Source organism: Dyella sp. 2YAF14, assembly GCF_052114725.1.
Classification (GTDB): Bacteria; Pseudomonadota; Gammaproteobacteria; order Xanthomonadales; family Rhodanobacteraceae; genus Dyella.
This window is the reverse complement of the sequence record NZ_JBFRFH010000003.1, coordinates 321,163-338,981: the sequence shown is the minus strand read 5'-3', so window position 1 is coordinate 338,981 and position 17,819 is coordinate 321,163. Positions and strand designations below refer to the sequence as shown.

Annotated in this window: 15 protein-coding genes; 6 read left to right on the top strand and 9 right to left on the bottom strand. The window is 64.2% G+C overall.

The features are described 5' to 3' along the window. Positions 1-19: 19 nt before the first annotated feature. The 4 genes from AB4Y82_RS07695 to AB4Y82_RS07680 all read right to left on the bottom strand — a co-directional run bounded on the left by AB4Y82_RS07695 (position 20) and on the right by AB4Y82_RS07680 (position 6,596). Positions 20-2,632: an MMPL family transporter gene (locus AB4Y82_RS07695; RefSeq protein ID WP_441602273.1), complete on the bottom strand. Its 2,613-nt coding sequence runs from the start codon at positions 2,630-2,632 to the stop codon at positions 20-22. A gap of 75 nt (positions 2,633-2,707) precedes the next feature. After that, positions 2,708-3,421 (bottom strand): phosphorylase family protein, encoded by a 714-nt coding sequence (locus AB4Y82_RS07690; RefSeq protein WP_441602272.1) that lies wholly within the window; start codon positions 3,419-3,421, stop codon positions 2,708-2,710. Between the two features lie 20 nt (positions 3,422-3,441). Continuing rightward, positions 3,442-5,460, bottom strand: coding sequence for a squalene--hopene cyclase (shc, locus tag AB4Y82_RS07685; RefSeq protein ID WP_441602271.1), 2,019 nt, complete (start codon positions 5,458-5,460; stop codon positions 3,442-3,444). Next, the gene (locus AB4Y82_RS07680; protein WP_441611205.1) at positions 5,457-6,596 is read right to left on the bottom strand and encodes a phytoene/squalene synthase family protein; all 1,140 of its coding nucleotides are present in this window, start codon (positions 6,594-6,596) and stop codon (positions 5,457-5,459) included. Before AB4Y82_RS07680 ends, shc begins: the two co-directional genes overlap by 4 nt. Positions 6,597-6,927: 331 nt before the next feature. Between AB4Y82_RS07680 and hpnA the strand changes: the two genes are divergently transcribed. Next, positions 6,928-7,905, top strand: coding sequence for a hopanoid-associated sugar epimerase (hpnA, locus tag AB4Y82_RS07675; protein ID WP_441602269.1), 978 nt, complete (start codon positions 6,928-6,930; stop codon positions 7,903-7,905). A gap of 44 nt (positions 7,906-7,949) precedes the next feature. On the opposite strand, the gene AB4Y82_RS07670 is transcribed toward hpnA, so the two are convergent. The 5 genes from AB4Y82_RS07670 to hpnI form a co-directional block, all read right to left on the bottom strand. Beyond that, positions 7,950-8,840, bottom strand: coding sequence for a ferritin-like domain-containing protein (locus AB4Y82_RS07670; protein ID WP_441602268.1), 891 nt, complete (start codon positions 8,838-8,840; stop codon positions 7,950-7,952). A 17-nt stretch (positions 8,841-8,857) separates the two neighbouring features. Beyond that, positions 8,858-9,892, bottom strand: coding sequence for a lysylphosphatidylglycerol synthase domain-containing protein (locus AB4Y82_RS07665; RefSeq protein WP_441602267.1), 1,035 nt, complete (start codon positions 9,890-9,892; stop codon positions 8,858-8,860). Continuing rightward, on the bottom strand, positions 9,889-10,719 hold the full coding sequence (gene hpnK / locus AB4Y82_RS07660) for a hopanoid biosynthesis-associated protein HpnK (protein ID WP_441602266.1): 831 nt from the start codon (positions 10,717-10,719) through the stop codon (positions 9,889-9,891). The genes AB4Y82_RS07665 and hpnK overlap by 4 nt, the downstream gene beginning before the upstream one ends. A gap of 22 nt (positions 10,720-10,741) precedes the next feature. After that, positions 10,742-12,169 (bottom strand): hopanoid biosynthesis associated radical SAM protein HpnJ, encoded by a 1,428-nt coding sequence (hpnJ, locus tag AB4Y82_RS07655; protein ID WP_441602265.1) that lies wholly within the window; start codon positions 12,167-12,169, stop codon positions 10,742-10,744. Between the two features lie 61 nt (positions 12,170-12,230). Continuing rightward, positions 12,231-13,409, bottom strand: a complete 1,179-nt coding sequence (hpnI, locus tag AB4Y82_RS07650) for a bacteriohopanetetrol glucosamine biosynthesis glycosyltransferase HpnI (protein WP_441611204.1) — start codon at positions 13,407-13,409, stop codon at positions 12,231-12,233. A gap of 39 nt (positions 13,410-13,448) precedes the next feature. Between hpnI and AB4Y82_RS07645 the strand changes: the two genes are divergently transcribed. The 5 genes from AB4Y82_RS07645 to AB4Y82_RS07625 all read left to right on the top strand — a co-directional run bounded on the left by AB4Y82_RS07645 (position 13,449) and on the right by AB4Y82_RS07625 (position 17,810). After that, positions 13,449-13,994 (top strand): DUF2147 domain-containing protein, encoded by a 546-nt coding sequence (locus AB4Y82_RS07645; protein ID WP_441602263.1) that lies wholly within the window; start codon positions 13,449-13,451, stop codon positions 13,992-13,994. 170 nt (positions 13,995-14,164) lie between these two features. Next, positions 14,165-14,773, top strand: coding sequence for an isopentenyl-diphosphate Delta-isomerase (gene idi / locus AB4Y82_RS07640; protein ID WP_441602262.1), 609 nt, complete (start codon positions 14,165-14,167; stop codon positions 14,771-14,773). Between the two features lie 102 nt (positions 14,774-14,875). Continuing rightward, complete coding sequence (gene hpnH, locus AB4Y82_RS07635; protein ID WP_441602261.1) at positions 14,876-16,018, top strand: adenosyl-hopene transferase HpnH; 1,143 nt, start codon at positions 14,876-14,878, stop codon at positions 16,016-16,018. A 3-nt stretch (positions 16,019-16,021) separates the two neighbouring features. Next, on the top strand, positions 16,022-17,128 hold the full coding sequence (locus AB4Y82_RS07630; protein WP_441602260.1) for a glycosyltransferase: 1,107 nt from the start codon (positions 16,022-16,024) through the stop codon (positions 17,126-17,128). 112 nt (positions 17,129-17,240) lie between these two features. Beyond that, positions 17,241-17,810 carry a LexA family protein gene (locus AB4Y82_RS07625; RefSeq protein ID WP_441602259.1) on the top strand — a complete coding sequence of 190 codons (570 nt, stop codon included), beginning with the start codon at positions 17,241-17,243 and terminating at the stop codon, positions 17,808-17,810. Positions 17,811-17,819 lie beyond the last annotated feature (9 nt).

Below are 17,819 nucleotides of genomic sequence, written 5' to 3'. Positions count from 1 at the left end.
GGCGATGGGAAAACCAAGGTCATGGTTGGCTGAGGGGTTGCTTGCACTGCCCGACGGAGTAGAGCATCGCGGGCAGGAAGGCGAAGGTGGACAGCAACACCGCAAGCAGACTCAGCAGCAGCACCGTACCCATGCTGGCCGTGCCCGGATGGCGGGCGATGGCGAGGCTGCCGAAGGCCGTGCCGGTGGTGAGCGCGGAGAACAGGATGGCGCGCGCGGTGGGCGAGCCCAGGAACAGCTGCATGCCCTGGCGCCAGTTCATCACGAAGTACACGTTGAACGACACGCCCACGCCCAGCAGCAGCGGCAGCGCAATGATGTTGGCGAAGTTGATGGAGATGCCGCACAGCCGCGCCAGCAGCGCGGTGAGCAGGGCCGACATCAGCAGCGTGGCCAGCACCATGCCGGCGTCGCGCGCGCGGTGCAGCACCAGGATCAGCACGATGGCGATGGCCAGCGTGGCGTAAATCGCGGCTTCGCGGAAAGCGATCAGAATGGTGTCGGCGGCCTTGATCGTGTCCACAGCGGAACCCGCCGCGTCCGGCGCGACCTGCTGCACGGCCTGCACAAAGCGACGCAGACCCAGGGTGCTCTGCGCCTTCGCGGTGGGCGTCACCTGCACGCGCACACGTCCGTCCGGGGCGAACCAGTCGCGCTTGAGTTCATCCGGCAGGCTCTGCATGGTGATGGGCGTGGCCGATAGCGAGTCGGCCAGCTGGTTGAGTGTGTAAGGCAGAAACTCGGTCAGCGCCTGATTGGCCGTTGCCATTTGCTGATCGCTGCCCTTGGCCAGGGCGGCGAGTGCCTTGCCGATGCGTCGCAGCGGCGAATTCGCCGGCAGTTTGTCGGCCACGCTGGCGATGCCTTCGCTGGTGTCCTTGGCCGACTGGCGCATCTCGTCGTAACTGGGCAGCGCGGTCTTCTCGCCGGGATTGAGCACGGCGTACATCAGGTCGGAGGCTTGCTGCAGCTGATCGAGCTTGTCCTGCTGGCCGGTTGGCACGAAGTCGACGCCGGACACCACTTGCGCCACCTCCGGCAACTTGCCCAGTCGCTCGCTCAGTGTCTTGGCAGCTGGCAGGTCCTTCACCAGGATGTCCATGGTGAAGGGGTTGGTGTTGGGATCTTCCATTAACGAGGTGAGCGTGCGCATCGCCTCGCTGCGCGCACTCTTGGTGTGCAGCGGATTGGCGTCGAACGGTATGGTGATGGCACACCAGGCGCCGATGGCGCCGAGCACGCCGAACGTCACCAGCACCGCCTTGCGGTTGCGTTGCAGCCAGCCATCGGCAGCGACGCCGCCGGGCAGCGCCACTTCCGCATGGGGCGAGCCCTTCGACAACAGGCGCAGCAGGGCGGGCAGTACCGTGAGCGTGCATAGCAGCGCCAGCAGCATGCCTACGCCGGCGATGATGCCGAGCTCGGCGACGCCGGTGAAATCGGTGGGCGCAAAGGCCAGAAAGCCGCAGGCCGTGGCGAGTGCCGCAAGACCCACCTGGCTGACCACGCGGTGAGCGGTTTCATGCAGCGAGTCGTCGAAGGTTCGATCGCTGTACTGGCGGGCATGCAGGCGCACGCCAAACTGGATGCCGAAATCCACGGCCAGGCCGACAAACAGCACCGCAAATGCCACTGACACCAGGTTGAGGCGCCCCACCGCAAACGCGGCAAAGCCCAGCGTATAGATCAAGCCGACGATCAAGGTGATGATGACCGGCACGATCAAGCGCCAGGTGCCCAGCGCCAACACCAGCCAGAACACCAGCAACAGGCTGCTGCCGATGGCGATGGGGCCGGCGCGATCCGTCAGCGATGCAAACTCCTCGTCCGCCAAGGGCACCGAACCGGTGTAGTTGATGCGCACGCGCCCGGATTTCACTTCGGGCAACTCGTCGGCCAGGCGCAGCATGGCCTGCGTCGCTGCGTCGCCGGGTTCCAGTGCGGTGTGATCGAGCACCGGATGGATCAGGATGAACTCCTGCCCACCGCTGCTGCTCACCAGGTCCGGCGTCAACAGCGCCTGCCATGAGAGGGGTGCGTGCTTGCCGGCCAGCGCATCCTCCATGGTTTGCGCCACGTTGCCGAGCGCGGCGTCATAGGAAGAGAGATCGTTGGCGAGGCCCCGGCGCACACCTTCCACCATCAGGTCGATGCCGTTGAACAGGCCGCGCGCCGAGGTGTCCTTGGCCAGCGGTCCCAGCAGCGGCTGCGCCTGCAGCATGCTGTCCAGCGTGCTTTCCAGCTCGTCCTGCGGCAGCAGCAGGAGCCCTTCGCGATTGAAGAACGGGCTGATGCCCGGCGTCGAGGAGGAGTGGAAATGTTGCTTGTCCGCCTGCAGCTTGGCATTGAGTGCTTGAGCTGCAATGCGTGCTTCTTCCGGCGTGGGTGCGCGCACCACCGCGGTGAGAGTGTCGCTGAATTGCGGGAACTGGCGTGCGAAGGCGCGGCTCTGCTGGCGCCACGCCAGCTTCTCCGAAAACAGATGGTCCGCATCGGTATCGATGCTCAGATAGCGGGATGCGCCCCACAGGCTCAGTACGACCAATAGCGCCGACAGCAGCAACACGATGAAGTGATGCCGACCGCTGCGGTCGACCATCCAGACCAGGCCTTTGTGGATCGCTCTGAACACGCGGTCGGACCTCCAGGCTTTGATGCCGCCGGCCGCACGTCGAGGCCAGGCCTGACATCCGAATACAGGGTGAGATTAACAGGGCTGGGGTACGTTACGTCCCAGTTCGATGCCGGCCACGTTGGCCGCCATGCGCAAGCTGCGCGTGGCTTTGCCCATGCGCGCGACCAGTCCGGGCAGTTCGGCGAACAGATGCGGGTGTCGCAGCAAGGTCGCGAGTAGGCGAGCCGGACGCGGCCGCCCCCAGGCGTCGATCGCAGCTTGCAGTTCGACCGGCAGGTTGTCGTCACGCTCGTCGACGATGGCTCGCAACACGACGAAGGGTATGCGGTACTCGCCGGCCACCGCGGCAATCGCTGCGCTTTCCATGTCGACGGCCAAGGCCTGGTGGCGTTCGCGCATCGCGCCTTTTTCCGCCACGCTGAGCAGCGGAACGGGTAGGCTCAGCAGTGTGCCTTCATCCACGCGGGGCAGCTGCGTGGCGGCAAGGCGGCGGATGATCGAGGCACGCCACGCGGCATCGGGCAGGTAATCATGGCTGCGCTCGTCGAGCACGCAGGACGGGCAGATCAACGTGCCGCTGCGCAAACCGGGGGCAAGACCACCGGCCACGCCGAACGACACCAGGGCCGTCGCGCCCGACGCGATCAAACCCAGGGCCGCCTGCCGCGCCGCATCCTGGCCCATGCCTGAGAGCCACAGCGCGCCGCCATGTTCCAGAGCCAGCGCGGTGCGCACACGCAGCCGTCGACGCGTGAGCGTGCGCGCCTCCGAAGCAAGCGCTGTCACGATACCCACCGAGCCCGGCATCACGGCGTCGGCGGTGAGTTCGCAAGCAGCTGGCGATAGCGGCTGAGTGCCCATAGCGGAAAATACGCGGTGTACCCGTGGTATTTGAGGAAAAAGACGCGTGGAAATCCCGGTGCATTGAAGCTGGGGTGATACCAGAGATCGGCCTCGGGCTCGCCCGGCGCCTGCTGCTGATCCAGCAGCCAGCGAATACCGCGATGCGCTGCCTCCGACGTGTGTTCGCCCGCCGCAAACAGCCCGAGCAAGGCCCAGGCCGTGCTGTGCGCCGTGCTTACGCCGCCGTTGCTGCCACGCAGTGCGGCATCGAAGTAGCTGTCGTTGGTTTCGCCCCAGCCGCCGTCGGCATGCTGCCTGGACAGCAGCCAGGTGACCGATTGCCGTATCCATGGCTGCTGCATGTCCTGGCCTGCGAGCGCGAGGCCGGCCAGCACCGACCAGGTCCCGTAGATGTAATTGGTGCCCCAGCGCCCCCAGTACGAGCCATCCGGCAGGCGCGCAGCACGCAGGTAGGCGATGCAACGTTCGATGGCGGGCTGGTCCTGCGGGCGATTGAGGATGCCCAGCAAGGCCAGCACGCGTCCCGACACATCTTCGGTGGGCGGATCGAGCATGGCGCCGTGATCGGCGAAGGGAATCTCGTTGATGTGATAGTGCGTGTTGTTGCGGTCGAACGAGGCGAAGCCGCCATTGTCCGATTGCATGCCGACCAGCCAGTCTGCCGCGCGCTCGATGCGATCGCGATACTGGCCTTCACGCGGGGTGCCGCGGACCGCCACATGCATCAGCGCGGCAATCACGGCCGTGTCGTCGAGGTCGGGAAAGTACGCGTTGGCGTACTGGAAAGCCCATCCGCCAGGCGCCAGATCGGGCGCCTGCACGGCCCAGTCGCCCTTGAGTTCCAGTTCCTGCAACGGCGCCAACCATGCCATGGCGCGGGTGACCGCCTCTTGCGTCGCATCATCGGGCGAAGCTCGCAGCAAGGCGATGGCTGACCAGCCGGTATCCCACACGGGCGACACGCAGGGCTGGCAATACGCCGTGCCGTCATCGCGCTGCACGATCAGTTTCTGCAGTGAACGCAAACAAGTGGCGCGGGCGGGATGGTCTTTCGCATAGCCCAGCAGATCCATCGCTTCGAGTGCGTTGACCATGGGCGGAAAGATCGCGCCAAGGCCATCTTCGCCATTGAGTCGGGCAACGAACCATTGCTCGGCCCGCTGCACCGCCCGGCGACGCAGGCTGCCGGGAATCAGTGGATCGCAGGCGCGACCCAGCTTGTCCAACACCAGGAACACTTTGCTGATGAAGCCGCCGCCCGTGGCGAAGTAGTGGCGTTCCTGCTCCGGCGGCGTCACGAACAGTTCTGCAATGCCGACCTGGCGCGGATTCTTGGCCTTCGCCTTCATCGTGCAAAGGATGAACAGCGGCACCATGGTGCTGCGCGCCCAGTACGACACCTTGTCCAGGTGGAACGGCGCCCAGCGGGGGAACAGCATGATTTCCACCGGCACGTACGGCGCGGCGCGCCAGGGCACCTGGCCGAACATGGCGAGCAGGATGCGCGTGAACACATTGCTTTTTGCTGCGCCACCCTTGGCGAGGATCGCCTCGCGCGCACGGCGCATATGCGGCGCGTCGGGTGAATCGCCTGCCGCCTTCAATGCGTAATACGACTTCACCGTGCACGACAGGTCGAGCGCACCGTCGTGGTAGAGCGGCCAGCCGCCGTGGGTATCCAGGCGCTGCTTGAGGCGGATGTAGCGCGCGAGCTTCTCCTGCAGCACCTCATCGATCTCGTCGATGAAATGCATCATCAGGATGTACTCGGACGAGATCGTGCAGTCCGTTTCAAACTCGAAACACCAGTGACCGTCCGCGCGCTGACGCGCCATCAGGGCCTGTCGCGCCCGATCAATGGCCCGGTCGATGCGATCCGGATCGACAAGGCCGGGATCGAGAGTCGGTTGACGCGTGTTGGGCGGGGCAGGGTCGGCGACGGTGGCTGGTGAATCCGTCATAGCGATCGCGCGTTTTTATACTGCGATGTCCGTCGCCACGGCCAGGCGGCGTTGCCGGCCTGGGGCACGTCCCACTCCGCTGCCAGGGGCGTGAGCGGCAGCTTGCGCGCCGCCGCGCCGAACAGGAAGCGCACGGCCGGATCGTACTTGTCGCTCAGGCGCGTCAGGCCGATCGTTTGCGCGACGGCGGCACGCGACACCTTTACCTGGGTGCCGGAAGAGAAGTCGAGCCTGTCTTGCAGATTGCGCAGCGTGAGCACGGCCAGGCCGATGCTCCACAGGCAGAAGCGCCGGAAACCGGCGTGGCGCGCCGGCACGATCAGCGTGTATTCCACTGCGCGGCAGAGATGTGCATGCGCAATGCCGATCAGTTCGATCATGGCGTCGGCATAGTGTGCATCCTGCTGGCCGGCACTCAGGTCCTGCAGCTCCACGCCGTGGCGCGCAAACACATCGTGCGGCAGCCAGCACACGCCGTGGCTGCGGTCTTCCCACTGGTCCTTCAGGATATTGGTCATCTGCAGGCCCTGGCCGAACGAGATGGCCAGGCGCATCAAGGTCCGTGTCTGCGGCACCAGTTCCGGTTCGAAATCGATCAGCAGCTTGGTCAGCATCTCGCCGACCACGCCGGCGACGTGATAGCAGTAGCGATCCATGTCGCGCTGCGTGTCCAGTCCTTGCAGGCCGACCACGCGCTGGAAATCGTGCATGCCTTGCGACATCACGCGCAGGCATTCGACGATGGCGTCGTGCTGGACAGGATTGAACGATTCGGTGATTTCCAGCACCAGCGGCAGCCGGAACATCAAGTCGCGTTCGCTTTCGGAGGTGGCATCGGAAAGTCGCGGCGCGATATGGGCGGCGAATTCGCGTGCGTCCATGCGCCCGGTCACGGCGTCGACGAAGGCTTTTTCGTAGCGGCCTTTTTCTTCCGCGCTGAACGCGGGTTCGTCTTCGATGGTGTCGGCGATGCGACAGAGCAGGTACGCGTTGGCCACGACGTCGCGCAATGCCGGTGGCAATTGCGGAATCGTCAGGGCAAAGGTTCGTGACACCCTGGGAAGAATGGCTTCCTGGTAAGCGCCGGCGTTGCTTGGGGCGATCGCAGCGGCGTGTTTCGCTTCAAACATGGGCATGCCTCGGCCTTCTTAGTATTCACATACAGAGAATCCAGCGACATCGGCATGGTATCACCCTGTCTGTGAGAGACGCCGCCCATCTGATCAAAGCGAATGTCATCGATTCGTAGAGACGCGTGGATACGCTTTGAAAGCCTGGGGAAAGCGGACGTCGACCGGACAGGCACTGGTGCCGGTGGCGCCGATGCGACTACCGTGGCCGCACGCGCCGATGTCTGCGTCGTTCGTACATAATGACCTCCCACTCCTCCCCGAGTTCAGGGAACGACTGCCTTATGTGTCCAGGGTCCAGGCTGGCGATGGTCGTGTATACCTTGGTATTGCTTCCGTGCGGTCGCTAGTTACTGGCGCCACCGGATTCGTCGGCTCCGCCGTGGTGCGGCGGCTGCTGCGCGAGGATCATCATGTGCGCGTGTTGGCCCGCGCCGGTTCCGACCGGCGCAACCTGCAGGGCCTGGACGTGGAGATCGTCGAAGGCGATCTGACCAACGCGACCTCGCTGGCAAGGATTTGCGACGACTGCGATGCCTTGTTCCATGTCGCTGCCGATTACCGGCTGTGGGCGCCGCATCCGCAGGAGCTTTATCAGACCAATGTCGAAGGTACGCGCGCCTTGCTCGAGGCGGCGCGGCAGGCCGGTGTGCCGCGGGTGATCTATACCAGCAGCGTGGCGACGCTGGGCATTCCCAGGGACGGTACGCCTGGCAGTGAAACCACGCCGGTATCGCTGGCCGATATGCTCGGTCACTACAAGCGCTCGAAGTTTCTTGCCGAGCAAGTCGTCGCCGGTTTCGCCGCCGAAGGCCTGCCGGTAGTCATCGTCAATCCCTCCACCCCGATCGGACCGCGCGACATCAAGCCCACGCCCACCGGGCGCGTCGTGCGCGACGCGATGACCGGTCGCATGCCGGCCTATGTGGATACCGGGCTCAACGTCGTGCATGTGGACGATGTCGCCGACGGACACTGGCTGGCGTTCAAGCACGGCGTGGTGGGCGAGCGCTACATCCTGGGCGGCGCGGACATGAGTCTGCGCGAGCTGTTGTTCGAGATTGCCGAGATCGTGGGCGGCACGCCGCCGCGCTGGCGCCTGCCGCATGGCGCGGTGATGCCGGTGGCGTACATGGCAGAGGCCTGGGCGCGCATGACGGGCAAGCCGCCGATCGCCACCGTGGAAGAGGTGCGCATGTCGCGCAAGCGCATGTACTTCAGCAGTGCCAAGGCGGAGCGGGCGCTGGGTTATGCGGCAGGGCCGGTGCGACTGGCGCTGGAAGATGCGGTGGCCTGGTTCAGTCTGCATCGCTAGCGCGATGCGTTCGCGCACAGGGTGCGCTCCTACAAGGGAGGGACTCAGCGCAGGAAGCGGCGTGCCAGGCGCGCCATGCGCGGCACGAACGTGGGCCGCAGCAGGCGCTCGTCGTAGCCGCCCATGCGGAAACTGTCCTGCGCCAGGCACATGTCAAGCAACTCGCCGATCTTCAGGTCCAGTCCAATCTGCTGATGACCGGTGATGGTGAAGTTGGCGTCCTGCATCTCGCCGTTGTTGTCCAGGCCCTTGGCGATGCCGATGCGTTCCCAGATCAGGAACAGCCACACCCGCAGCACTTTCAGCTCGAACGCCGGGCGCCGCCACCACGGCAACTGCTTGCGATACCACGCCACCCAGTTGGCGAAGAACAGGATATGGCGCGCCTCTTCCTGCATCACCGGTTCGAACGTATCCACCAGTTCGGCCGGAAAATAACCGGTGCGCTTGGCCGACTCGAACAGGCCGAAGGCGAAAAAACTGTCGATGCATTCGCTGTAGCCGGTGACCAGCCAGCCCCATTCGGGATCTTTCGGTACCTCGTACTCGGGTTCGGGCGCCAGCGTGATGCCGTAGGCTGCCACCATCTTGCTCAACACCACCTTGTGGCGCGCTTCCTCGTCGCCATCCATGGTCAACGCTTCATGCAGCAGCGGATCGGCGATGGTGTTGGTATAGGTCGCCACGCGCAGCTTGGCCTTGCCCTCGGTCTGCACGGCGATGTCCCAGATCGGCAGCGAGGTGATGCGATGCAAGGTGTCCGCATCCAGCGCCGGCCATTCGATCACGGCCGGCTTATACGGGTTGTGCGTGTCCAGGATCATCCGGCAGAACAGCCGCTTGTGGGCATCGGAGCCGATCTTGATGTGTCCCGGCTCATTGCCAGCCCAGTGGCGCATGCTGTGGTCGGCGGCGGCTACGGCGTCATGGGACACGGTTTCACCTCGTGGTGTTACGACAACTTCCGGTCTGGTGCATCGGCCAGTGATGGCTTGCGGCGCGACAGCCAGCGGCGGTGCAGGCGGTGTGCTTCCGCCCACTGCCACGACAATAGCGCAGGCACGCCAAAGCCTACCTCACGCGCACGTTTCACCAGCGACAAGGCGATCGCAGCATCCGCGGGCAGCCCGATGATATTGCCGAACAGCACCAGGCCGCCTTCCTGCACGCCCAGTCCGGCGGGCACGAAAAAAATAATGTGACGCACCGCCTGGGTGGTCGCCTCGATGGCAATCGCGTCCCATACGGAAATGGGATAGCCCAGCAGATACAGCGCCAGCCAGCTTTCGAAGCTGCCCACCACGAAGCCTGCGACTTGCCAGGCGCAAGCGATCGTGAGGCGTGCGGGCTTGCCGTACAGCTTGCGCACTTCGTCGTCCAGGCGGGCGCCGTCGAGCAGCTCGGTGAAGCGCGAGGGCCCGCCAAGCAGCTTTTCCGCAAAGGCCTCCAGTCGTGAAAAGACCTGCCCGTGACGGAATAACCAGACCAGCCCGATCGGCAGCGGCAGCGTGGCGATCACCGCCCAGATCACCGAATTGAGCGTGCCGATATGGCCCGCCATGCCGATCAGCAGCAACAGGCCCAGGGCCACGAAGATGTATTGACTCACCAGGGTCAGCAACACCTCGATGATCACGCTCGCAGCCACCGGTGCGCCTTCCAGGCCGCGCCATTTGACCAGCCGGATGCCGACGATTTCGCCGCCCACGTTGGCTACGGGTAGCAGTCGATTGCAGGCTTCGCGCACCGTGGCGGCCCAGAACAGGAACGGCACGCGGGCGCGTCCGTGCGGATCGCTGGGAGCGATCAGGGCGCGCCAGCCGAACACGTCCAGCAACAAGGGCAGTGCGTGGAACGGCAGCAGCCACAGCAGGGCCCAGCCGGCATGGTCGAAGGCGTCCTCGATGGCCGACCAGTTCTGGTGCGTTACCAGGATGATGGCGGCCACCAGGCCGAGCACGCCGGCGAGATAAACGAAATATTTCATGCCGCCGCCGGATCGCTGAAGCCATTGCAAAGCTGGCAGTGTTCGGCCACGGCGCGCCGCACGCGCGGCGACAGCAGTGCGGCCAGTTCGTCGGCGTGGCGATAGTTCGCCATGGTGGGCGTCAGTTCGCCGTGCGTGGCCGGATGCAGGTAAAGCTCGCTCAGGCCGCGAGGCAGCCGCTGCAGCACATCCAGCAACGCCTGTTCGTCCATCGCGCCGGTTTGGCGGATGCCGAACACATGGTCGTTCGATTGCATGCCGGCGCGGCGCAAACGGAAGCGCATCAGCGCCAGCCAGGGTTTGAGCCAGGGACCGGAGCCGGGTTCGGCCGGCCAGCGTACCGCGCGCAAGCCGTGCTCGCGGCCAATGGAAAGGATCAAGGAAAGTACCGTCGGATGAAGATGGAAGTGCTTGTGTGCGTTGACGTGATCGAGCGGCAAGCCCGTCGCGGCAAACGCCTCGAACTGCGCGCGGATCTCTGCTTCAAGCTGCCGTCGCACATAGGGCAGAAAGAAAAACCGAAAGCCGTCGCGCACCATATCGTCGCCGAAGCGTCCGCGCGCGTCGACCAGTTCGGGAATCTGCGACGGCGGCAGGGCCGACAGCCCGTCGGCAAGCACCAGATGCAAACCCACCGCGAGGCCGGGCAGGCGCTTGGCGCGGGCCACCGCATCGGCGACGGCGGGTGCCGTCACCATCAGGCTGGCAGCACGCAGCACGCCTTCCCGGAATCCGCGTTCCACGGCGTGATTGACCGCAGGGTGCAGGCCGAAATCATCGGCCGTCACGATCAGTCGTGGGCGCGCGGATGCGGGTGCTTCGGTCATCGGTAACGCACGGGTCGCGCCGTCATGCCTCGTGCGCGTGCAGGAAGCGGAAGAACTCCACGCCTTCGCGCAATCGCCTCTTGGTCATCTCCCAGCTGCCGGCCATTTCCTTCACGATCTCCCAGATCTTGGACGGGCGGAAATAGAAGCTGCGGTAGAAGGTTTCCACGCCGTGGAAGATTTCTTCTTTGGACAGGTGAGGGTAGCTGATCATGGCCAGCTGCACGCCCTTGTCGTTGACCGTATTGGCGGCGGTGTTGTGTTCCAGCCAGCCGTTTTCGATGGCCTGCTTGTACAGCGTCGTGCCCGGGTAAGGCGCAGCCAGCGACACCTGGATGGTGTGCGGATTGATCTCCTTGGCGTATGCGATGGTGCGCGCAATGGTTTCCTTGGTTTCGCCCGGCAGGCCCAGGATGAAGGTGCCATGCACGGTGATACCCAGCTTGCGGCAGTTCTCCGTGAAGGTGCGCGCGATATCCGTGCGCAAGCCCTTCTTGATGTTGTGCAGGATCTGGTCGTCGCCCGACTCATAACCCACCAGCAGCAGGCGCAGGCCGTTTTCCTTCATGATCTTCAGCGACTCGTACGGCACGTTCGCCTTAGCGTTGCAGCTCCAGGTCCAGCCCATGGCGTGCAGGCCGCGCGCGATCTCGTGCACGCGATCCATGTTGGAGCTGTCGGTGAAGGTGTCGTCGTCGAACATCAGCTCACGCACTTCCGGCATGTTCTCCTTGATCCACTTTGCCTCGGTCAGCACGTTGGCAGCGGAGCGCACGCGGTAGCGATGGCCGCCCACCGTCTGCGGCCACAGGCAGAACGTGCATTTCGACCGGCAGCCGCGGCCGGTGTAGATCGACACGTAGGGATGCAGCAGATAGCCGATGAAGTAACGGTCTATCTTCAGGTCGCGCTTGTAGATGGGAGCCACGAAGGGCAGGTCGTCCATCTGCTCGATGGTGGCGCGCGACGGGTTGTGCTGCACGCTGCCGTCGATCAGTTTGTAACTGATGCCGGCGATGTCCTTGAAGGCGCGGCCTTCGGCCACTTCCTTGCAGGTGTAGTCAAACTCCTCACGCGCCACGAAATCGATCGCGGGCGAGGCCAGCAACGATGCATCAGGCTCCACGGCCACCTTGGCGCCCACCATGCCGATCAGGATGTCGCCGCGGCGCTGCTTGATCAGCTCGGCGAATTTCGCATCGGTGGGAAACGATGGCGTGCTGGTGTGGATGATCACCAGGTCGTATTCGGCGGCGATGTCCAGCGTTGCTTCCACCGACAACTCTTCCACTGGCGCATCCAGCACGCGCGAACCGGGTACGAGCGCCGCAGGCTGGGCGAGCCAGGTGGGATACCAGAAACTCTTGATCTCGCGTTTGGCCTGGTAGCGCGAGCCCGCGCCGCCATCGAAACCGTCAAACGAAGGGGCTTGCAGAAAAAGCGTCTTCATGGATTGCCAAGCTCCTGCAGTTGTCCGCAATGAGTTGTTCAACACACCAGTCACCACTTGTTCAAGGATAGCGCGATGGCGCATGGTCGCGCGCATGCAAGATCTGGCCGCGCCAATCCACTCGCCAGTGGACCAGTGCGCCAGCCCATTCCAGCAGCAACAGTGTGTCGCGAAAAGGGGTGAGCCACAGGTCCTGCCAACGGTTGGATCTTGCGGTGCTTGGCCAGGACACGAGGTAGCGCCACAGGCGTGCCAGGACTCCCAACGCGGCCACGATCAGGCAAGGCAGCGTGGGCGAGAGCAACAAGGCCAGCACCAGCAGTGGCCAGCTGTAGCACACGAAGCTGAAGGTGAATCCGGCCGGTGATATGGCGCGGATCGTGCGCAGCCAGCGCATTTCATGCGACCACAGCTGGGAGAGTTGGTTTTCGTTCACCTGCGTGCCGACCACCACGTCGCTCAGCACGGTGCGCAAGCCTTGCTGGCGCGATCGCTCGCCCAGCCAGAAATCGTCGGCAAGCGTGTCCTTGAGTGCCGACAGGCCGCCGATCGCATTCAGCGTGTCGCGTCGCACGGCAATGGTGGAACCGAAGGCGAAGCGGGTGGAACCAAACGCGTGGGCCAGCCGTACCGATGGCGCAAACCAGTCGTCGATAAACAGGCGCCCTAGGCGGGCCGTCCATCCATCGCCCGCCACGCCGTGATACAGACAGGTCACGATGCCCACGCCCGGATCGTTCAGCGGTGCGGTGACGCGCGCCAGATGATCCGGCGCCACGCTGATGTCGGCATCGGCCAGCACCAGCCAGTCGTAACGCGCCTGCGCCAGCAGGTTGATCAGGTTGCTGACCTTGAGGTTGGCGCCGTGGACCGTGGGATCGATCACCAGCGCCATGGCGCGTTCGGGGAACTCGCGCTGCAGGCGCTGCACGACGGCAATCGCCGGATCCTCGGGATCGCGCACGCCGAACAGGATTTCGTAATGCGGGTGGGTTTGCTTGCAGAAACCTTTCAGGTTCTCGTAGAGGCCGGGCTCGGCGCCGTGCAGCGGCTTGAGTACGCTCACCGGGCGGCTTGCCTGATCGTTCACATCCGCTCGCGGATGCTGGTTGCGGCGCTCGCAGCGGAACCAGGCCCACAGGCTCAGGCACGCATAGGCCGTGGTGCACCCGGCCAGCACCAGGCCAATCCATGACAGCAGCGATAGGGCAGCGGGAGGGGACATGAGTTCGGTCAGCACGCGGTCCGTCATTCCTTCCAAAGTTAATGCATGCACTTCGTGAAAGCGCACGTTTTGCGGCTGTTTCGGCAGGCTGCATGGATCTTGACGCTATGCCTGCTGCAGGGCGTGGCGCTCGCACAGACGCCGTCTGCCGACGCTACGCCGGGCACCGCCATCGAGGGCGACTGGCTGGTGGAAAGCCGCGACGCCATTATCCGCATCGAGCGCGATGGTGATGCGTTTGTCGGCAGCATTGTGTGGCAGCTGCACGATACCTATGGCCCTGAGGACGGCGCCGAGCTCAACGGAAAAACCGTCACCGATCGTCACAATCCCGATCCGGCGCTGCGTTCGCGCCCATTGACGGGCCTGCGCCTGCTATGGGGATTGCGTTACGACGCCGAGGCGCACGCCTGGGTGGACGGCCGCGTCTACAACGCCGACAACGGCAAGGAATATCACTGCGAAATTCACCTGCGCTCACCGGACCGGCTGGTGTTGCGCGGTTTCATCGGCATCACGCTGCTCGGTGGAAACACCACGTGGACACGCACGCATGAGCCGTTTCCGGCGCCGGCGAGCAGTGTTCATTCAACGCAATAACTATCCTTTGGTATGAACGGCGCCCGCGAGGGACTACTCGCCTTCGCTCATCCTTGCTAGCCTGAGTGCGCCATCGATGTACGGTCGAACGTGCGTCGCGCCAGATGTGACGAAGATGTGATGACCGGGCGTGTACTGCCGCCGTCCGTCGGAAGAGAGAGGTTTGAGCCTTGGCTAACCGCGAGTTGGACTTCAACGAAGGAAGCTGGTCGAAGAGTGTGGTGTCCTTTCAGGACGAACCCCTGGTGCTGGTCGACGAACACGACCGCGAAACCGGCTTTCTCGACAAGGCGAGCGCGCACCACGGACAGGGCATTCTGCATCGCGCGTTTTCGCTGTTTGTGTTCAATACGGACGGCGAGCTGCTGCTGCAGCAACGCGCCGAAGGCAAACGCCTGTGGCCGGGTTACTGGTCCAATACCTGCTGCAGCCATCCCCGGCGCGGCGAGACGATGGAAACAGCCACTCATCGTCGCCTGGCCGAGGAGCTCGGCCTGCAGTGCGAATTCCAGTTCCAGTTCAAGTTCCAGTATCAGGCGCAATTCGATGACGAAGGCGCGGAACACGAGCTTTGCTGGGTCTACGCCGGCCGTACGGATGCGGCTCCCGTCGCCAACAGGCTTGAGATCGCCGCGCTGCGTTATATCGCGCCCGATGCGCTGGATCGTGAGATCGCCGCGCATCCGGAGCATTTCACGCCATGGTTCAAGATCGAATGGGAGCGCTTGCGTCGCGAACACGCGCATGTATTTGCGCCGCCCGCCAGCCTGGCGTCCTGAACGCCACATCGCCGCGACGTGGCTATACTCGATCCCGTGATGAAGGCGACTGGCATCGATCGCAGCGCGTAACATCCATCCGTCAGTGATGAGGAGATTCCGTTGGGCATTCCTCTTATTCAGCAAACCAAGATCGCGCGTTACATCATCGGCAAGAAGGTCAGCGGGCAGAAGCGTTATCCGCTGGCGATGATGTTGGAGCCCTTGTTCCAGTGCAATCTCGCCTGCGCCGGTTGCGGCAAGATCGATCATCCCAAAGAGATCCTGCAAAAGCGCATGAGCGTGGAAGACGCACTGCGCGCGGTGGACGAATGCGGCGCGCCGGTGGTGTCGATCCCCGGCGGCGAGCCGCTGATCCACAAGGAGATGCCGCAGATCGTGCAGGGCCTGATCGCGCGCGAGAAATTCATCTACCTGTGCACCAACGCGCTGCTGCTGACCAAGCACATCGACGAATACACGCCGTCGCCGTATTTCACCTGGTCGGTCCATCTGGACGGCTTGCAGGAGCAGCACGATCAATCGGTGTGCATGGAGGGCGTGTTCGACAAGGCGGTGGCGGCGATCAAGCTGGCGTTGTCGCGCGGTTTTCGCGTCACCATCAACTGCACGCTGTTCAACAACGAGAAGCCGGAAGAAATTGCCGAGTTCTTCGACTTCGCCATGTCGCTTGGCATCGAAGGCATCACGGTGTCGCCCGGCTATAGCTACCAGCATGCGCCGCGCCAGGATGTCTTTCTTGGGCGCACCGAGAGCAAGCAGCTGTTCCGCGATATTTTCCGCATCGGCAAGGAACGCAAGAGCAAGTGGGTGTTCAACCAGTCGTCGATGTTCCTGGACTTCATCGCGGGCAACCAGAGTTACCAGTGCACGCCGTGGTCCAACCCCACCTACAACATTTTCGGCTGGCAGCGGCCGTGCTATCTGCTGGTCGACGAGGGCTACGCCAGTTCGTACAAGGAATTGATGGAAGAGACGGCCTGGGAGAAATACGGCGTCGGCATCAACCCCAAGTGCGACAACTGCATGGCGCACTGCGGTTTCGAGGGCACGGCGGTGGACGACACCTTTGCGCATCCGCTCAAGGCCGCGCGCGTGGCGACGTTCGGTCCGCGCATCGATGGCGCAATGGCGCCGGATCTGCCGGTGATGTACGGCGACCGCGTCGATGCCACGGCGATCCATATTCCCATCAGCGCGATCCAGCGCAGAGGCTCGTCGTCCGGGGCCGACGCCGGGCACTGAGTCATGTGGCTGCTCATTGGCGCCATCGTCCCGGTCGTGATGTGGCTGGGACTACTGCTGGTGCCGTGGCGGCCATGGAGTACGCGCGAGCATCTGGAGGCTGATGCGTTGGCCAGCATGCGCCTGGACGACGTCACCGTATTGATGCCTGCACGCAACGAAGCCGACGTGATCGGCAGCACGCTGCGCGCTTTGCAGGCGCAGGGCAGTGGACTCCAGATCATCGTGGTCGACGACCAGTCGGCCGACAGCACGGCCAGTGTGGCGAGCTCGTATCCCGGTGTTCGCGTGATCCAGGGTGCGCCCTTGCCGGAAGGTTGGGCGGGCAAGCTGTGGGCGCTGGAGCAGGGCAGGCAGCAGGTACGCACGCCGCTGACCTTGTTGCTGGATGCGGATATCGAGCTGCGTCCCGGCATGTTGGCCACGCTGCTGTTGCACAAGCAGCGCGAGCAGCGGCAGTTCGTGTCGATCATGGCCGACCTGCGCCGCACCAGTTTCTGGGATCGCCTGTTGCTGCCGGCCTTCGTCTATTACTTCAAGTTGCTTTATCCGTTTGCTTTGTCCAACTCGCCCTCGCGCTGGGTGGCGGCCGGCGCGGGCGGCTGCATCCTGGTGGATACCGAGGTGCTTGAACGCATCGGCGGCTTCGGCAGCCTGCGCGATGCGTTGATCGACGATTGCGCGCTGGCACGTCAGGTGAAGCGCGCGGGCGGCCGCACCTGGATTGGCTTGAGCCGCGATGTGCTGAGCCGGCGGCCGTACGGCAGCTTCGAGTCGATCCACGGCATGGTGGCGCGTTCGGCCTTCACCCAGCTCGGCTATTCGACGACGGTGTTGCTGCTGGTGACGGTGTTGTTCCTGTGGGCTTACGGGGTGCCGCTGGCCTTGCTGGCCGCACCACAGCTGTGGCCCTGTGCATGGATCGCGCTGGGCGCCATGATGCTGGGCTACCTGCCCATGCTCAGGTACTACCGGATGCCCCTGTGGTGGGCCTTGCTGCTGCCGCTGGGGGCGGGGCTATACCTCGGCATGACCTGGAGTTCGGCGCTGCGCTATTGGCGCGGCGTGCGCTCCCAGTGGAAGGGGCGGGTCTACCGCGCGGACGCCTGAATTGCCTTTTTAATCAGTCGCTTGAAAATTATTCATGGCGGCGTGCTGAATCTCGCTCGGTGAGAATGCCATCGTGCTATCTTGATTACCGTCCCACTAATCAAGTCGCCCCATGCCTCCTTCCGACCACGGTGGACGCCGCCCGGGAGCCGGTCGTCCCGCCGGTGAACCCAGTCAGCGCATACGCGTACCCGACAGCCAGGTACCGGGCGTGCTGGCCTATCTGGAGGCCTACCGCAGTCCGGCCACGCTGGAGGCGCCGCGGCCGCTGTCGCTGGAGCCATCGACGGTCGCGCTGACGGCTTTCCTCAGTCGCGTGCCGGCCGGCCTGCCGTCGATCGCCGACGACGATGTCGACGAAGTGGTCGACCTCAACGAGCACCTCGTACTGCCCGGCCACGAGCCGAGCACCTTCATCATCCGCGTGTCGGGCTGGTCGATGATCGGCGCCGGCATTTTCGATGGCGACGAGGTGCTGGTGGATCGTGCGCTCGCGCCGCGCCAGGGCGACATCGTAGTGGCGATGGTCAACAACGAGCTGACCATCAAGCGGCTGGGCAAGGTGGATGGGCATATCGCGTTGCTGCCGGAAAACGCGCACTTCAAGCCCATCGTGTTCCGCGAGGGCGAGACGCTCAGCGTGTGGGGCGTCGTCACCCGTTGCCTGCGCACGTTGCGCTGAGGGGCGTGC

What these genes read in the sequence shown, in the direction of transcription:
- shc (WP_441602271.1), bottom strand. Translation starts at nt 5,460, where the DNA reads ATGACGGATTCACCAGCCACCGTCGCCGACCCTGCCCCGCCCAACACG.
- AB4Y82_RS07680 (WP_441611205.1), bottom strand. Translation starts at nt 6,596, where the DNA reads ATGCCCATGTTTGAAGCGAAACACGCCGCTGCGATCGCCCCAAGCAAC.
- AB4Y82_RS07665 (WP_441602267.1), bottom strand. Translation starts at nt 9,892, where the DNA reads ATGAAATATTTCGTTTATCTCGCCGGCGTGCTCGGCCTGGTGGCCGCC.
- hpnK (WP_441602266.1), bottom strand. Translation starts at nt 10,719, where the DNA reads ATGACCGAAGCACCCGCATCCGCGCGCCCACGACTGATCGTGACGGCC.
- hpnJ (WP_441602265.1), bottom strand. Translation starts at nt 12,169, where the DNA reads ATGAAGACGCTTTTTCTGCAAGCCCCTTCGTTTGACGGTTTCGATGGC.
- AB4Y82_RS07630 (WP_441602260.1), top strand. Translation starts at nt 16,022, where the DNA reads ATGTGGCTGCTCATTGGCGCCATCGTCCCGGTCGTGATGTGGCTGGGA.
- AB4Y82_RS07625 (WP_441602259.1), top strand. Translation starts at nt 17,241, where the DNA reads ATGCCTCCTTCCGACCACGGTGGACGCCGCCCGGGAGCCGGTCGTCCC.